Origin of the sequence: Pseudomonas sp. CFBP13528 (assembly GCF_005233615.1) — a bacterium.
Taxonomy (GTDB): domain Bacteria; phylum Pseudomonadota; class Gammaproteobacteria; order Pseudomonadales; family Pseudomonadaceae; genus Aquipseudomonas; species Aquipseudomonas fluorescens_AM.
Genome location: NZ_QGAJ01000009.1, coordinates 73,461 through 88,131, shown reverse-complemented (window position 1 = coordinate 88,131; position 14,671 = coordinate 73,461). Strand labels below are relative to the sequence as shown.

The window sequence follows — 14,671 nt, the reverse complement described above, 5'->3', positions numbered from 1 at the left end:
TCCTGTGTGGGGAGTCTTAAACCAGGAGTTGTCAGGATAGTTCGACTCCCGCGCTGTGCACGGGAGTATTCCGGCCTGGATCAACGCACTTTGAAGCGTCCCATCAAGGCAATCACCCGGCCATTGGCTTCCAGCAGGCTTTGGGTATTGGTTTCGGTGGCATGACCGCTTTCTACCAACTCTTCAACCATTTGTCGGATCTGCACCATGCTGCGGTTGATCTCTTCGGTCACTGCGCTCTGTTGCTCGGCGGCCGTTGCGATCTGGGTGCTGAGGTTGTTGATGTGGCTGACTGAGCCGGCCATCTCGTCGAGCCCGGTGTTCACCCGCGCCGTGGCATCCGCCGCCGACTGGCAACTGGCCTGGGTGTTTTCCATGGCCGCTACCGACGAGCTGACGCCGGTGGTCAAGCGCGCCAGCATCTCGTTGATCTGCGAGGTGCTGGACTGGGTGCGTGCGGCCAGTGCGCGTACCTCGTCGGCCACTACGGCAAACCCGCGGCCTTGCTCGCCGGCCCGCGCCGCTTCGATCGCGGCGTTGAGCGCCAGCAGGTTGGTCTGGCCGGCGATGGCACCGATCACGCCGAGGGTTTCGGTGATGCGCGCGGCATCCTGGCGCATGTTTTCGACGGTGTGGGTCGCGCTGGCCACTTCACCGATCAGGGCACTGACGCTGGTGGACGCTTCGCCTACCACCACCCGTGAACGGTCGGCATGCTCGTTGGCACGCTGGGTGAAAGCCGCCGTTTCTGCGGCATTTTGCGCGACGGTGTCGGCGGTGGAGCTCATTTCGGTGATGGCGGTCACCGTCTGATCCGTCTCCGACGCGTGGCGCAACAGGATCTGGTTGGTGTGCGCCGAAGTGTGCTGCAACTGCTCAAGGCCCGAGGCCATGGCGCCGGTGGCCTGGGTCACTTCGCCGATCATGTTTTGCAGATAAACGATAAAGCGGTTCACCGAGTGGCCGATGGCGCCGAGTTCGTCTTCGGCGCGGATGGTGATGCGCCGCGTGAGGTCGGCGTCGCCGGCGGACAGTGCGTCGATATTGCCCTTGAGCGCTTTCATGCGCTGTACCAGTTGGCGAATGGCGTACGCCGCCAGCAGCACCAGCAGGATCACCATCGGGATTTGCAGCAGTGCCAGAGTGCCGAGCACATCATTGCGCTGGGCGGTGATCAACGAGGTGGGCAGGGCGGTCGCCAGGAACCACGGTGTGCCTTCGATCGGGCGCATGTAAAAGGTGCTGGCCACGCCCTGGTTGTCGAACTCGGCGCGTTGCAGGGCCTGGTCGCGATGGGCGAGGGCTTTGCTGACCTGGGCGGCGAACGCCGACGTGCCGGTCAGCTCACTGATATTCTTCAGTACGACCGGGCTGCTGATGCGCGAGCTGTTGCTGATGATCTTGCCGTCGCCTTCGACGATCAGCATTTGCCCGTCAATGTCTTTTTCCTTGCTGGCCACCAGGTCGTTGAAGAAGCCCAGGGTTACGTCGATGGTTGCCACGCCATAGGCGGCGCCGTCACGCTGGATCGCCATGGCGCAGTTGGTGCGCGGCTCCTGGCTGGCATCGTCCTTGTAGGCCGCGGCCCAGGCGCATTGGCCACGGGGTGAGGCCAGGCCGCCCTTGTACCAGCTCTGGTCATAATAGTTGGGCGCGGCGTCGCTGTTCCAGAAGGTGTTGACCGCCAGCTTGCCCGAGGCATCACGGTGCCAGAACGTGCTGTGCTTGTTACGCCCGGGCGTGCGCTGGTTGGGCAGCGGCCAGATACCGCCGCCGAACACTTTCAGCTCGCCATACTGGTCAACAAGGCCGGGCAGGACCTTGTCGATGGCGTCGCTGTCGAGCAAAGGAATCGTTTGGGTGATGGTGCGTTGCTGGGCCTGAACCTTGTTCAGTTCGCCCTGGATCTGTTCGGCCACCTCGGCGATGCGGTTGAGTACCACCTGTTCTTCGGTGTATTGCAGCTTGGGCGCGACCAACTGGCCGATACCCACGACGGTCAACACCAATAACACCAGGACGAACAGCACCAGGAACAGGGTATAGCGGGCTTGGATGGAGCGCAGTGGGGGCATGGGGTCGTCCTTACGAAGCGTTATTGTCGACGCGGCTTTATTAGAGCTTCGTAGGGCTATCGGCCTGGATCGGGGGAGCTTTAGGTGCGCGGGTGCAAGAAAGTGCAGGCGCCGTCGGACGGCGCCGCAAGGTCAGATTTCCAGCATTGCCATCACTTCCTCGGGGTAGCGCAAGCCGGCCGTTGCATCAGCCGTAAAGATCGCCGCCAGCGCCGCCAGTTCGGTCGCGGTCAGGCTGATCGACACGGCGGCCACATTCTCTTCCAGGTATTTACGTTGCTTGGTGCCGGGTATCGGCACGATGTAGTCGCCTTGGGCCAATACCCAGGCCAGCGCCAGTTGGCCGGCCGTCACGCCTTTATCCGCCGCCAGCGCTTGCACCTGCGTGACCAGTTGCAGGTTCTTCGCGAAATTCTCGCCCTGGAAACGCGGGTTGAAGCGGCGGTAGTCCTCGGCGCCGAAATCCTCCGGGCGCTTCAATGCACCGGTCAGAAAACCCCGGCCCAGCGGACTGTAAGGTACGAATGCGACGCCCAGGCGCTGGCAGGCGGCGAGGCAGCCGTTGTCTTCCTGATCGCGACTCCACAGCGAGTATTCACTTTGCAGGGCACTGATGGGATGGACCTTATGCGCCCGTTCCAGTGTGGCGGCGCACGCTTCGCTCAGGCCCAGGTAACGCACCTTGCCCTGTTGCACCAGCTCGGCCATGGCGCCGACGGTTTCTTCGATGGCCACCTCGGGATCGATGCGGTGCTGGTAATACAGGTCCAGGGTGTCAATGCCCAGGCGTTGCAGCGTGCCGTCGATGGACGCGCGCACGTAGTCGGGGCGCCCGTTCACGCCACGCAGCGCCGGGTTCGCCGGGTCGCGCAGGATGCCGAACTTGCTGGCCAGGAACACCTGATCGCGCTTGCCGGCGATAGCCTTGCCGATCAGCTGTTCATTGGTGTGGGGGCCGTACATGTCGGCGGTATCGAGGAAGTTGACGCCCAACTCCAGCGCGCGGTGCAGGGTGGCGATCGCCTCCGAGTTATCGGTGCGCGGTGCGTAGAAATCGCTCATACCCATGCAGCCGAGGCCGATGGCGGAGACGTGGGGGCCGTTGGTGCCGAGTTGACGAGTGCGCATGGGTTAAGCTCCTGTGGGTGAAGATACCCATTGTCACGCTCGACAAAACCTGGATAAACAGGCTAAAAGCACTATCACTGTTTGGAAAATCTAAACAATCGCCAGGAACTCATCGTGGACCGTTTCAATGCCATGCGCGTATTCACCCGGATTGTGGAGTTGGGCGGTTTCGCCAGGGCGGCGGACAGCCTGCAACTGCCGCGCGCCTCGGTGACGATCCTGATCAAGCAACTGGAGGCGCACCTTGGCGTGCAACTGCTGCAACGCACCACGCGCCAGGTCAGCCCGACCCTGGACGGCGCGGCGTACTACCAGCGGTGCGTGCAGTTGCTGGCGGACCTTGAGGAAACCGAGGCGGTGTTTTCCGCCCGCCGACAGAACCCGCGAGGCACGCTGAGCATTGATATGCCGTCGGGCATTGGCCGTCTGATCGTGATTCCGGGGTTGCCGACCTTCACCGCGCTCTATCCGCAGATCGAGCTGGATATCGGGCTCAATGATCGTCCGGTGGATTTGATTCGCGAAGGGGTCGATTGCGTGCTGCGCGGTGGCCTGGCGCTGGACGAATCGCTGGTGGCGCGTCCGCTGGCGATGATGGACCAACTGACGCTGGCCAGTCCCGCGTATCTGCAACGCATGGGCGTGCCCGCCAGCCTGGACGAGTTGGCGAAGCACCAGATGATCGAATATGTCTCCAGCGCCAGTGGCAAGCGCTTTGGCCTGGAATTCCAGCTCGGCGCCGAACTGCGCACGGTCAACCTGGCGAAGGTGGTTGCGGTAAACAGTTCCGATGGCTATTTCGCCGCCTGTGAAGCGGGCTACGGGCTGATCCAGGCGCCGCATTATCATGCGATGAAGCAACTGGCCGAGGGCTCGCTGGTGGAGGTGTTGCCGCAGGTGGCGGTGCCGACAATGGCATTGACGGCGCTGTACCCGCCGCACCGACAGCTGTCCCGACGGGTGAGGGTGTTTGTCGACTGGCTGGTGGCGCTGTGCGCGCAGCCGGGCACCGGGTTGCAGCGCTAGCTCTGCGCCCGGCGGTAGGCCCCCGGTTGCTGACCGGTGACTTTATGAAACGCCCGGGTAAACGCCGCCACCGACTGATAACCCACCGCCAGCGATACCTGCGCCACGGTCTGGTCCGTCTGGAACAACTGGCACGCGTGGCGCATGCGCATCATCAACAGCACCTGGCCCGGTGACTGTCCGCACAGCTCATGGAAGCGTTTGAAAAACGCCGAGCGTGACAGTCCGGTGCAGGCGGCCATGCTTTGCAGTGTCCAGTTCTCTGCCGGGCGTGCGATCAGTTGTTCCAACAAATCGGCGAATGCCGGTTGCCGAGCGAGTGCCGCCAGGCCGCCCAATTCAGTGTTATCGAGCACCTGTTGACGCAGCACATACAGAAACAGCAGATGGCACAGGCGTTCGAGCAAGGCCTGGGAGGGCGCCGGCAGGCGTTCGCATTCCTGCAGGATCAGTGCGAACAGGTTGCGCGCGGCGGTCAACGACGGGTCGCCGGCGCGCAGGATGATCCAGGCGGGCAGGCTGTCGACGATCATCGCCGAGAGTCCGGATTGAAAGTGAAAGAAGCCACAGACCAGACCCACCCCATCGGTGGCACGGCTGTCCAGGGGCAGCATCGGCCGGCGCGGGCATTCCTGCGCGCCGGCTGCGCTGTCGGCGCCGGACAGCCGGTATTCGAGGTCGCGCAGCAGGAACACGGCATCACCATTGTTCAGGTATTCAGTCGGCTGGCCGTCGATATGCAGCCAGCATTCGCCTTGCACAATCAGATGAAAACTCGCCCGGGCCAGGCCATGGGTGCTCGCGTGCCAGTCGCCGCAATAGCGACCGACGTGAAACAGGCTGGTGTTGAGTTCGAGGCTGTCTAATAACCAATCGACAAGTGCACTGGACGAATTCATCTAACGAAAAGACTCTGGAGCAAGTAATCGCTACTTTAGCCTATTGAGGGGTTTTTTTATAACCAACAGACTGGAGTCATTCACCCATCAGGAGACCACTCCATGTCCCGTGTACCACTGCTTACCCCTGAAACCGCACCGGAGGCCGCCAAGCCCTTCCTGGAGAATGCGCTGAAAGGCTCGGGGTTTATTCCTAACCTGCTCGCCGTATTGGCCAATGCGCCGGCGGCACTGGAAACCTACGTTACCGTGTCCGCTCTGAACGCCAAGTCAGCCCTGAGCCTGGCGGAGCGTGAAGTGGTGCAATTGATCGCTGCAACCAGCCACGGTTGCGATTTTTGCGTTGCCGGGCACACCGCAGTGGCGCGTAACAAAGCCAAGTTGCCCGAGCAAGTGATCGAGGCGCTGCGCCAGCGCGGTGAACTGCCCGATGCCCGCTATGAGACACTTGCTGCGTTCACCCGTGAAGTGATTGCCACCCGTGGCGATGTCAGCGATGCCGGCTATGACGCGTTCCGCGCCGCCGGCTACACCGACGGGCAGGCGCTGGAAGTGATCCTGGGGGTCAGCCTGGCGACGCTGTGCAATTTCGCCAACGTGTTCGCGCGTACGCCGTTGAACCCGGAGCTGGCGCAATACCGTTGGGAAAAACCGGCCAGCTGAATCGGCGCTGATCCACCTGTTGTCATCAAGGAGAAACACCCATGCTTGACCCGATCTTGAGCCGTTGGCTCGATGTTCAAGCGCAGGCCCTGGACGTGGGCAGTTGCGATCCACAGGAAGTGCTGCCGCGGCTGGCAGAGGCCAATGTGTTGCGAGTCGGCGTGCCTAAAGCCCTCGGTGGCCTGGGCGGCGACGTGGCGGGGGCGGTGGAGGCCATCGCCAATATTGCCAGTCATTCCCTGGCGGCGGCGTTCGTCTGCTGGGGCCAGCGCTCCTTTATCGAATACCTGCTGCAAAGCCCCAATGCGCGGCTGCGCGAGCAACTGCTGCCGGACTTGATCAGCGGCAAGCTGGCCGGTGCCACCGGGCTTTCGAATGCGATGAAGTTTCTGTCCGGCATCGAGACGCTGCAGATCAGCGCCGAGCCCACCGACCACGGCTGGACCCTCAACGGACGCCTGCATTGGGTGACCAACCTGCGCAGGAACGGCTTTGTCGCCGCCGCAGCCATCGAACACGCCGGTGGCGGCGCGCCGTTTATCCTGGCGATCCCGGATTCAGTGGCCGGCTTGCAGCGCTCCCGCGACCTGGAATTGCTCGGGTTACAGTCGAGCAATACCGCTGCCCTCGGCCTGGAAGGCGTGGAGCTGAGCCGCGACTGGCTGCTGCACGAGGACGCGCGTCAGTTCCTGCCCGCCGTGCGCCCGGCGTTCCTGGGCTTGCAATGCGGCCTGTCGATCGGGTTGGCGCGGCGTTCCCTGGCGGAGGTGGCCCATCACTTGGGCGCTTCGCGCACCGTGTTACGTGAAGAGCTCGAAGCGCTGCGGGTGACCCTCGATCACCTGGTCACTGAACTCAAGAACGGCCTGTTGGCCGGGCGCTTCGCCGCCGAACCGGTGCCGTTGTTCAAGCTGCGCATTGCCCTGGCGGAAACTGCCGCCGGCGCTGTGCAGCTGGAGCTGCAGGCCAGCGGCGGCAAGGCCTACCTCACCGCCCATGGCAGTGGCTTTGCCCGGCGCTGGCGCGAATCGGCGTTTGTGCCGATCGTCACGCCCAGCCTGGTGCAGCTGCGCACCGAACTGCAACGCCAGGCCAATCCATGAGCCCGGCGGTAATGACGGCCCGGGGGGTGCGCCTGGGGTATGCCAGTGGCCCGGTGTTGCAGGGCTTCGACCTGCAGTTGCAGCCCGGCGAAGTGGTGTCGATCCTCGGTCCCAGCGGCGTGGGCAAGTCCAGCCTGTTACGGGTGCTGGCCGGTTTACAGGCGCCCCAGGGCGGCAGCGTGCACGTGCTGGGTGAGCCGTTGAACGGCCCGCATCCACGGGTGGCGGTGGCGTTTCAGGACCCCAGCCTGCTGCCCTGGCTGAACCTGGAAAAGAACGTCGCCTTCGGTCTGGATTTCGCCCGTCAACCGCATTTGAGCAGCGAAGAACGCCGCCGGCGTGTCGACCACGCGATTGCCGCGGTCGGCCTGGAACACGCCCGTCACCAGTTCCCCGCGCAGTTGTCCGGCGGCATGGCCCAGCGCACTGCATTGGCCCGCTGCCTGGCACGCCAGCCACAGGTGCTGCTGCTGGACGAGCCCTTCGGCGCCCTGGATGAAGTGACCCGTGCGGACATGCAGCACCTGTTGCTCAAGGTCAATCGCGAACAGGGCTCGGCGGCGGTGCTGATCACCCACGACATCGATGAGGCGTTGCTGTTGTCCGACCGTATCCTGCTGCTGGGTAACCGCCCGGCACGCACGCTGGGCGAATGGCGAATCGATCTGCCGCAACCGCGTGAGGAACAGGTCGAAGCCATCGGCGCGCTGCGCATCGACATTCTTAAAACCCTGCGGCAGGCGAGCCGCCCTCAACCCAACCCCCTTGAACTGCTGGAGCCTAGCCATGTGTCTGGATGACCTGACCCACTCGCGCCGTGATTTTCTCAAACTGTCTGCGGTGCTCAGCGCCGCCGGCGCCTTGCCGCTGCTGAGCAGCCTGCAGGCGCGCGCCGCCAGTGAGCCCGACGCGCCGGTACGCATCGGCTACCTGCCTATCACCGACGCCACGCCGCTGTTGGTCGCGCACAATAACGGGCTGTTCGAAGCCGAGGGTATCAAGGCCGAACGTCCGGTGTTGCTGCGCAGTTGGGCCCAGGTGATCGAAGCGTTTATCTCGGGCCAGGTCAATGTGATTCACCTGTTGTCGCCCATGACCGTATGGGCGCGCTATGGCAGCAAGGTGCCGGCCAAAGTGGTGGCGTGGAACCACGTGGGCGGTTCGGGCCTGACCGTGGCGCCGGGCATCACCGACGTGAAGCAACTGGGCGGCAAGTCGGTGGCGATTCCGTTCTGGTATTCGATTCATAACGTGGTGGTGCAGCAGTTGTTCCGCGACAACGGGCTGACCCCGGTATCTCGTGCGGCGGGCGGTGCGATTGCCGCCAATGAAGTCAACCTGATCGTGCTGCCGCCTTCGGACATGCCGCCGGCGTTGGCCAGCAAGCGCATCGACGGTTATATCGTCGCCGAGCCGTTCAACGCACTGGCGGAGAACCTCAAGGTCGGCCGGGTGCAGCGTTTCACCGGCGATGTATGGCGCAACCATGCGTGCTGCGTGGTGTTCATGCACGAGCATGACCTGACCCAGCGCCCGGCGTGGTCGCAGAAAGTGGTGAACGCCATCGTCAAGGCCCAGGTCTGGACCCGCGACCATCGCGAAGAAGCGGTGAAGCTGTTGTCCAAGGACGGCCCGAACCGCTACACGCCGCATGCCGAACCGGTGTTGAGCAAGGTGTTGGCGCCTGCCGCCGCCGATCGCGCCGGGTACCTGGCCGACGGCGCGATCCGCCACGCCAGCTGGGACGAGCACCGCATCGACTTCCAGCCTTACCCATTCCCCAGCTACACCGAGGAATTGGTACGCCGTCTGAAAGACACCTTGATCGAAGGCGACAAAAAATTCCTTGCTGAGCTGGACCCGGCCTTCGTCGCCAGGGACCTGGTCGATGACCGTTTCGTGCGCAACGCCATCGAGGCGGTCGGCGGCATGAAGACCTTCGGCTTGCCCGATGGTTATGAGCGCAACGAGGAGATTGGCGTTTGAACAGCGGCAAAACCGTAGCGTGGCCGGGCTGGTTGCTCGGGTTGGGCGGCTTGGCAGGGTTATTGGTGCTCTGGTGGCTGGGCGTCAAGGTATTGGGCGATGCGGATGGATTGTCTTCGCGTTTTTCCCTGGCGGCCACGTTCAGCAGCCTGTGGGAACTGTTGGGGCGCAGCGAGCTGTACCTGCATATTGCGGTGAGTCTCAAGCGTATTTTTATCGGGTTGTTTTTGGCCTTGCTGGTGGGGGTGCCGCTGGGGCTGCTGGTCGGCAGCTCGCGCAACCTGGAGGCTGCGACCACCCCGGCCTTCCAGTTTTTGCGCATGATCTCGCCGCTGTCCTGGATGCCCATCGTAGTGATGCTGATGGGGGTAGGCGACCAGCCGATTTACTTCCTGCTGGCGTTCGCCGCGGTGTGGCCGATCATGCTCAACACGGCTGCCGGCGTGCGTCATCTCGACCCGCGTTGGCTGCAGTTGAGCAAGAGCCTGAGCGCCACGCGTTGGGAGACGTTGCGGCGGGTGATCATTCCTGGGGTGGTGGGGCATGTGTTGACGGGTGTGCGCCTGGCCATCGGTATTCTGTGGATTGTGCTGGTGCCGTGCGAAATGCTTGGGGTCAGTGCGGGGCTGGGGTATTACATCCTCGATACGCGTGACCGGCTGGCGTATTCGGAATTGATGGCGATGGTGTTGCTGATCGGGCTGCTGGGGTTCGCGCTGGATGCATTGGCGCGGTGGTTGCACCAGCGCTGGGTGCATGCTGACTGATGGTTCGAGCCGCTGCCTGCGTGCTGTGCAAGCAGCGGCTCGACGGGTTGCCTGGTCACTCGGCCGTGAAAATCTGCAGGTCTCCCGTGATGTCGTCATGGGTTTTGAGCTCACCATTCGGGCCCGGTCGCAGGTCTGTGGATTTCGTGCCGTAGCCTACCCTGATGCCGGCTCTCTCATAGATACCAATGCCAACGCCGCCGGTCGCTTCGGCCAGGCCACGTACACCCTGGGTAGTGTTGATGTGCTGACGACCCACCAGGGCAACCACCTTGCCCTTACGCTTATGGCTCAGCAGCTCACGGGCGGCGTAGTAGTTCATTTCCTTGAGCCGTCGTATATTCCGGTCGGCCCGGCTCAGGCCGGTATGGGCACTGCGCAGGTGTCGATGGCGGGTCAGATAGAAGTGATCGAGAGGCACCACTTCAATGCCGTTGGCCTTGAATGTGTCGATCAGTGTCTGCAAATTGAAATCGGGATCGTAGGGCCGATGATTGGGGCCTGTGGTGGCCATCCCATCGTTCTTGAGCCGCTTTTCTTTGTCATAGACCATACCTTCCACCCCGAACACCTTGACGTTTTTACGCTTGAACACGGGGATCAGGTCGGTGAGGACACGAAATGAAGCCAGGCTAAGGTGATTCTCGCCGAAGGCCACGATATCCGCACTGTCCAGGGTTTTTTCAACCAGGTTGGCGATTGGTTCATAGGGTTTCATTTCGGGAAGTGCAGGGCGCGGTAGTTCAGGCGCCGCCAGGCTTCTATTCATCTCCAGTTCGAAGCGATCCTTTGTAGCTTGCCTGCGGCTCGGCGTGAAATGGGCTTCGATGGGCGCGCCTTGGATGTACTCGACATACGGTATGTCCAGCGGCGGCAGATGATCGGTCTTAGGCACAATGTGTTCCGCCAAGTCAGGCACTCGGTGTGCTGCAAGCGAAGACGGGTCAGGCCTCCTGTAGGGATGACCCCGTTCTGCTTTGTGCGCGTTGAGACGCGTCCTCGAGGCGTTGAGATCGGGTGACGGCGGCATCAGCGTATGGGCCGGATTGAACGCCACCAAGGGCGAACCGTAGGGGCGTTGGGTGCTCGCGTCAAATGCGTACCACTGGCCGTCGTGCTTCATCGCATTGACGTTCACGGCACGGTTATCCACGTTCAATCTGCCCGTCGCGGCTGCGTCAAAGCGTTTGCTGGCGGTTTTGAGTTCGTCGAGCGCCACCGTACCCTTGAGACTGCGCAGCCCGCTGTTCACCGCGCCAGCGGCCTCGAAGGCAACTTTACCTGCTCCGATTATTATCTCGTCCGCGCCATTGAACGGGTTGAACTCCTTGGCCATGGGCACAACCATGATTTTCGTGACCTTGGACGCCTTGTTCGCAACCGATGCCGTCGTTCTCAGCACTTTCGCCGCTTTGGCGGCGGCCCCTGCCCCGGCAGTGACGAAGCCAAAGGCATCAAAGGCAAGGTCGTTGATGGCGTCGCTGTATTCGCCCTTATTGAAGTTCACAATGGCCGAACGCAGGGGAATCAGATCGAGAAACCCGTCACGCAAGGTGGCCAACCATTCGTTGGCTTGCTCCGAGGGCGTGACGCCTGCAGCGGCTTTACGGATGGATGGGTTGTCCAGGTCCAGTGCCTTGACGATCGAGTCGGCGAGTTCGTGGGTACGGGGATTGATGAACATGTACGGTGCCGAATTTGTGCCGGACCGCTCGCTATCGAGGGGGTCGCGCTTGGCGCTGTCTATGTCCAATCCCTTCAGCAGTGAGCCGCCGCCCAGGTATTGGACGAACGTTTTCATGCCTTCAACGGTTTTTTCTCGGCTGACATCAGGAAAAAACTCTTCCTCTTTGGTTATTTCGTTCGAGAAGTACTCTGGCGCGCGGGGTATTTCCCTGTCGCCAAGGTTACGGATAACGCCTTTTTGCGTATCGAACGCATAGTTGGAAGTCTTTCCGTTGTTTTCTGCGGTGACCAGTATCCGGGGACTGGTGTGGAACAGTTTCGGCCCCACGAAGGGCACTGTGCTGGTCTTGTAACTTTTCTCCAGGTAATAGGTAATTTTTCCGAAGCTGAGATTCTTCTTGTCTTCAGGTGGCAGATTATTGAGGGCGTTGATCACGCTCAGGTGTTTGACTTTTTTGAACTTGGCGATCGCGTCGGAAAACGCCGTGTCGAAGGCAGTTTTAATATTGAATTGTGGTCGCTGGGTGAAGGCGACGAAGGTAGCCAGGCCGACGCCGTGGGTGCCTTTTGCGATATTCCAGCGATCATCCATGACGATCTGCTCCATCACGATGTCGCGCATGGAGTAAGGTTTGCCTGGCTTTCGGGGTAAGGTGTCGGAGAGTCTTGAAAATATTTTCTTATCGAAGTCAACGTCCACGCCGAACTCGGCGATGAGCAGATCCGCTGCCATTGCAGCACGATCCGGCATGACCGTGTCCATTAAAGCACTGCCTTCCTTGAGTTTTTCCCGCTGGTTGCTGAAGGCTGCCTGCACCCGATCAAGGTCTTCCTGGCTGTACAGCGCATCGCTCTTTGCTGCAAGAATATTGTTGCTGACGCCCCAGTCCACCAACGCCGCTGTTTGTGCCCAAGCCGGGGCGGGCGGCAGTGCGCAGGCCTTGACCATCACCTCGGCGAACGTCATGTTGGCCGCGGTACATCCAATGGCGGCAACTGCCAGGCAAAGGTCCCGCCAGGCTTGAGTGCCCTGGCGCACATTATCGGGGATATCCCTGACCAGATATTGCGGGGCGGTGCGCATCAATAGCAGATGGGCGGCTGCCGTTGCCAGCGCGGGTGATGCCCGTCCCTCGTCAATCAAGTGCTGACGCAGGCCTTTGGTGACCGTCGAGAGAGGTTGCCCCCAATGGCTTTCTTTGGCCAGGTCGAACCCGGCTACCCGGTTGCGGTGGGGCGACGTAATGGATTGCGGATCCAGCGTCAGCTGCAGCGCAGCCAATGTGTAGTCATTGATGCTGGCGTCGGTAGAGATGCCGTTCAGTTTGGTCTGCATGGCCAGGCCCAGCGCCTGGCCTGCAGCGGAACTGACGAGGCTTTCCAGCGTCTTGACTGGATCCTCCAAGGTGTCGGAGGAGAGGAGCTGGTTGCTGTTGAGATAGGCCAGTACGTTGCGTTCCGGCCCCTCCTGCGATGATTGCATGCCGCTGTTGGCATGCGCGATTGCAGCCGTTCGCAGCGTCTGTTGCTGGCTGATATTCAGTGGGATCGGCCAGGACAAACCGCCACCGAAATTGCCGTAGGGATGTTGACGTGCCTTTAACGCTGCCGTCTCTGCCAGGGACTGCAACTCGCTTCTGGTCTTGGGCAGTGGCAAGCCGTTCTCGATGATGAAGGCTTCCACTGAGGCCGGTTTTCCGGGCTCCAGGATGTAGGCCTGATACTGGGCCGAGTCCGGCGCTATGTTCATCGGCGCCTTTTTCAGGGCGGCAGATAAGTCCCGCGCGGGGGCTTGCTCGGACAGGCAGTGATAGGCCAGGTTCAGTTGCTGCGCCAGGTACTGCCAGTTTTTGTGATTCGCCAATTGCTGACTCAGTGCCTGGCGACCGTCCACGTTGCTCAAGCGATCCTGCAGCGATTGCGTACGCGCCCATAGAGCATTGGTCCCGTCGAAATGCAGGCGCAGGTCAGCGGCTTGCTGCAGGTCGGTCGTCACTTGCCGCGCTCGCCATGGATCATCATATTGCACGCTGTTTTCGGGTTCATACAGCGCCTGCAACTGGTTAGTCAGCCTGTTCTGATGAAGCTGCAGCAGTTGCGGCACGCCGGTGGCAATGACGTCGGTCGCGACTGGCGTGAGCTGTTGGCTCAGGTCTTTGCTCCAGTCGCTGCCGAGGCTGTGCTGGAGCGTCAATGGCAGTGTCTGTTTCAACTGCTCTGCCGCCTCCGGATCGGAGCGCAGACGCTGGCCGAGCTTTTCAAACGCCTTGGCCGGGCTGTCGAACGTTTCATACCCGTCGCGCGGGGTGTACAGCACCGTCAGACCTTGTTGTTCGGCGAGCGTCAAGGTCCTGTCCGTTTCCGGTTTGTCGTAGGCACGTGTCGCTGATGAGCCGTCGCGGCTGGTAATCATGAACGCGCCGGCCAGCAGCGTGCCGGTGGGTATTGGCAGATTGAGCTTGAGCGGATAAACCCCCGGCCGCTCGCCATCGCGCATGGCGCTTTCTCGAGCCGCCAGCGTCGGGTACTCAAAGGCCTTGTCGATCAGGGTCTTGGCGACTGGGCTCAGTGTGCCGTCTTCGACTTTCAAGGCCGCCAGTGTGGACAACATCTCACGATGAGTATTGAGCAATTGATCCTGGGGCGACTCGGGGTTGACCTCGCTCGGGCGCGGCTGCGTCCAGAACCGTGTAAAACTTGCAGGCAGTTCGTTTTCGATGGCCTGGGCCATCGCCAGCAGCGAGCTGCCGGCGCTTAACTGCTGGTCACTTTCGCTGGGCTCTGCCGTGCTGTAAAAGCCGACTTGCGTGGTGCCTGGGCGTATCGGCGACAGCGGTTCAACCGAGCTGTTGTGCTTTCGTAGCGCATCGAACAAGGCTTCGGTGATGCTTTGCGTCGAGACCAGCGTGCGCTGTCCCTGCTCGTCGGTGTGATAGCGATGCACATACAGTGATGAAGCGTCCACAGGTGGGGTGGCGCCGAAGCTGCGGGCCAGTTGTTGCTCGATAACGCTGCTGAGCGTTGGCTGGCGCAGCAGCAGCGCCTGGATAGTCTGATTGAGTGTCTGGTATTGATTGAGCAACAGGCGTTGATCGGTTATCTGCAGGCCACTGAGCAGGTCTGTGCGTATCGCGCTGACCGGTGCGATCCCTTGCACGGAGGGAAGCGTCGATGCAGGTACAGGCTGTGGCGTAAGTTGAGGTGGCGGGGTGTTTTCCAGGGAGGAAACGTCCCGGCGTATACGGAGGTTGGCGAGGCCTGAAATCAATTGAGTAGTCCAAGTGACGTTGGCCCAAGTTTCCCTATGATGTTTGAGGAATGATTCTTCCTTGTTGGGC

Annotated in this window: 10 protein-coding genes; 6 read left to right on the top strand and 4 right to left on the bottom strand. The window is 61.7% G+C overall.

What is annotated here, in order from left to right; genetic code table 11:
* Positions 1-80: 80 nt before the first annotated feature.
* Positions 81-2,075, bottom strand: coding sequence for a methyl-accepting chemotaxis protein (locus tag PspCFBP13528_RS17595; RefSeq protein ID WP_065952621.1), 1,995 nt, complete (start codon positions 2,073-2,075; stop codon positions 81-83).
* Between the two features lie 132 nt (positions 2,076-2,207).
* The gene (locus tag PspCFBP13528_RS17590) at positions 2,208-3,203 is read right to left on the bottom strand and encodes an aldo/keto reductase (protein WP_137200967.1); all 996 of its coding nucleotides are present in this window, start codon (positions 3,201-3,203) and stop codon (positions 2,208-2,210) included.
* Between the two features lie 114 nt (positions 3,204-3,317).
* Here PspCFBP13528_RS17590 and PspCFBP13528_RS17585 point away from each other — a divergent pair, with 114 nt between their 5' ends.
* The gene (locus tag PspCFBP13528_RS17585; protein WP_137200965.1) at positions 3,318-4,229 is read left to right on the top strand and encodes a LysR family transcriptional regulator; all 912 of its coding nucleotides are present in this window, start codon (positions 3,318-3,320) and stop codon (positions 4,227-4,229) included.
* Here the strand turns inward: PspCFBP13528_RS17585 and PspCFBP13528_RS17580 are convergent.
* A complete protein-coding gene (locus PspCFBP13528_RS17580; protein ID WP_137200963.1) occupies positions 4,226-5,128 on the bottom strand; it encodes an AraC family transcriptional regulator in 903 nt (300 codons plus the stop codon). The two genes, PspCFBP13528_RS17585 and PspCFBP13528_RS17580, sit on opposite strands and share 4 nt — an antisense overlap.
* Positions 5,129-5,230: 102 nt before the next feature.
* Between PspCFBP13528_RS17580 and PspCFBP13528_RS17575 the strand changes: the two genes are divergently transcribed.
* The 5 genes from PspCFBP13528_RS17575 to PspCFBP13528_RS17555 are packed head-to-tail and all read left to right on the top strand — an operon-like array spanning position 5,231 to position 9,647.
* Complete coding sequence (locus tag PspCFBP13528_RS17575; protein WP_137200961.1) at positions 5,231-5,791, top strand: carboxymuconolactone decarboxylase family protein; 561 nt, start codon at positions 5,231-5,233, stop codon at positions 5,789-5,791.
* Positions 5,792-5,832: 41 nt separating this feature from the next.
* The gene (locus PspCFBP13528_RS17570; protein WP_101221287.1) at positions 5,833-6,894 is read left to right on the top strand and encodes an acyl-CoA dehydrogenase family protein; all 1,062 of its coding nucleotides are present in this window, start codon (positions 5,833-5,835) and stop codon (positions 6,892-6,894) included.
* Positions 6,891-7,694: an ABC transporter ATP-binding protein gene (locus PspCFBP13528_RS17565; RefSeq protein ID WP_137200959.1), complete on the top strand. Its 804-nt coding sequence runs from the start codon at positions 6,891-6,893 to the stop codon at positions 7,692-7,694. The genes PspCFBP13528_RS17570 and PspCFBP13528_RS17565 overlap by 4 nt, the downstream gene beginning before the upstream one ends.
* Positions 7,681-8,880, top strand: a complete 1,200-nt coding sequence (locus tag PspCFBP13528_RS17560) for an ABC transporter substrate-binding protein (protein WP_137200957.1) — start codon at positions 7,681-7,683, stop codon at positions 8,878-8,880. The genes PspCFBP13528_RS17565 and PspCFBP13528_RS17560 overlap by 14 nt, the downstream gene beginning before the upstream one ends.
* Positions 8,877-9,647, top strand: a complete 771-nt coding sequence (locus PspCFBP13528_RS17555; protein WP_137200955.1) for an ABC transporter permease — start codon at positions 8,877-8,879, stop codon at positions 9,645-9,647. Before PspCFBP13528_RS17560 ends, PspCFBP13528_RS17555 begins: the two co-directional genes overlap by 4 nt.
* A gap of 55 nt (positions 9,648-9,702) precedes the next feature.
* Here PspCFBP13528_RS17555 and PspCFBP13528_RS17550 read toward each other — a convergent pair whose 3' ends face one another.
* Positions 9,703-14,490: a hypothetical protein gene (locus tag PspCFBP13528_RS17550; protein WP_241669104.1), complete on the bottom strand. Its 4,788-nt coding sequence runs from the start codon at positions 14,488-14,490 to the stop codon at positions 9,703-9,705.
* Between the last annotated feature and the right edge of the window lie 181 nt (positions 14,491-14,671).

Excerpts from the sequence above, each read along its gene's own strand:
- PspCFBP13528_RS17595 (WP_065952621.1), bottom strand. The coding sequence starts at position 2,075 with ATGCCCCCACTGCGCTCCATCCAAGCCCGCTATACCCTGTTCCTGGTG.
- PspCFBP13528_RS17590 (WP_137200967.1), bottom strand. The coding sequence starts at position 3,203 with ATGCGCACTCGTCAACTCGGCACCAACGGCCCCCACGTCTCCGCCATC.
- PspCFBP13528_RS17580 (WP_137200963.1), bottom strand. The coding sequence starts at position 5,128 with ATGAATTCGTCCAGTGCACTTGTCGATTGGTTATTAGACAGCCTCGAA.
- PspCFBP13528_RS17575 (WP_137200961.1), top strand. The coding sequence starts at position 5,231 with ATGTCCCGTGTACCACTGCTTACCCCTGAAACCGCACCGGAGGCCGCC.
- PspCFBP13528_RS17570 (WP_101221287.1), top strand. The coding sequence starts at position 5,833 with ATGCTTGACCCGATCTTGAGCCGTTGGCTCGATGTTCAAGCGCAGGCC.
- PspCFBP13528_RS17565 (WP_137200959.1), top strand. The coding sequence starts at position 6,891 with ATGAGCCCGGCGGTAATGACGGCCCGGGGGGTGCGCCTGGGGTATGCC.
- PspCFBP13528_RS17560 (WP_137200957.1), top strand. The coding sequence starts at position 7,681 with ATGTGTCTGGATGACCTGACCCACTCGCGCCGTGATTTTCTCAAACTG.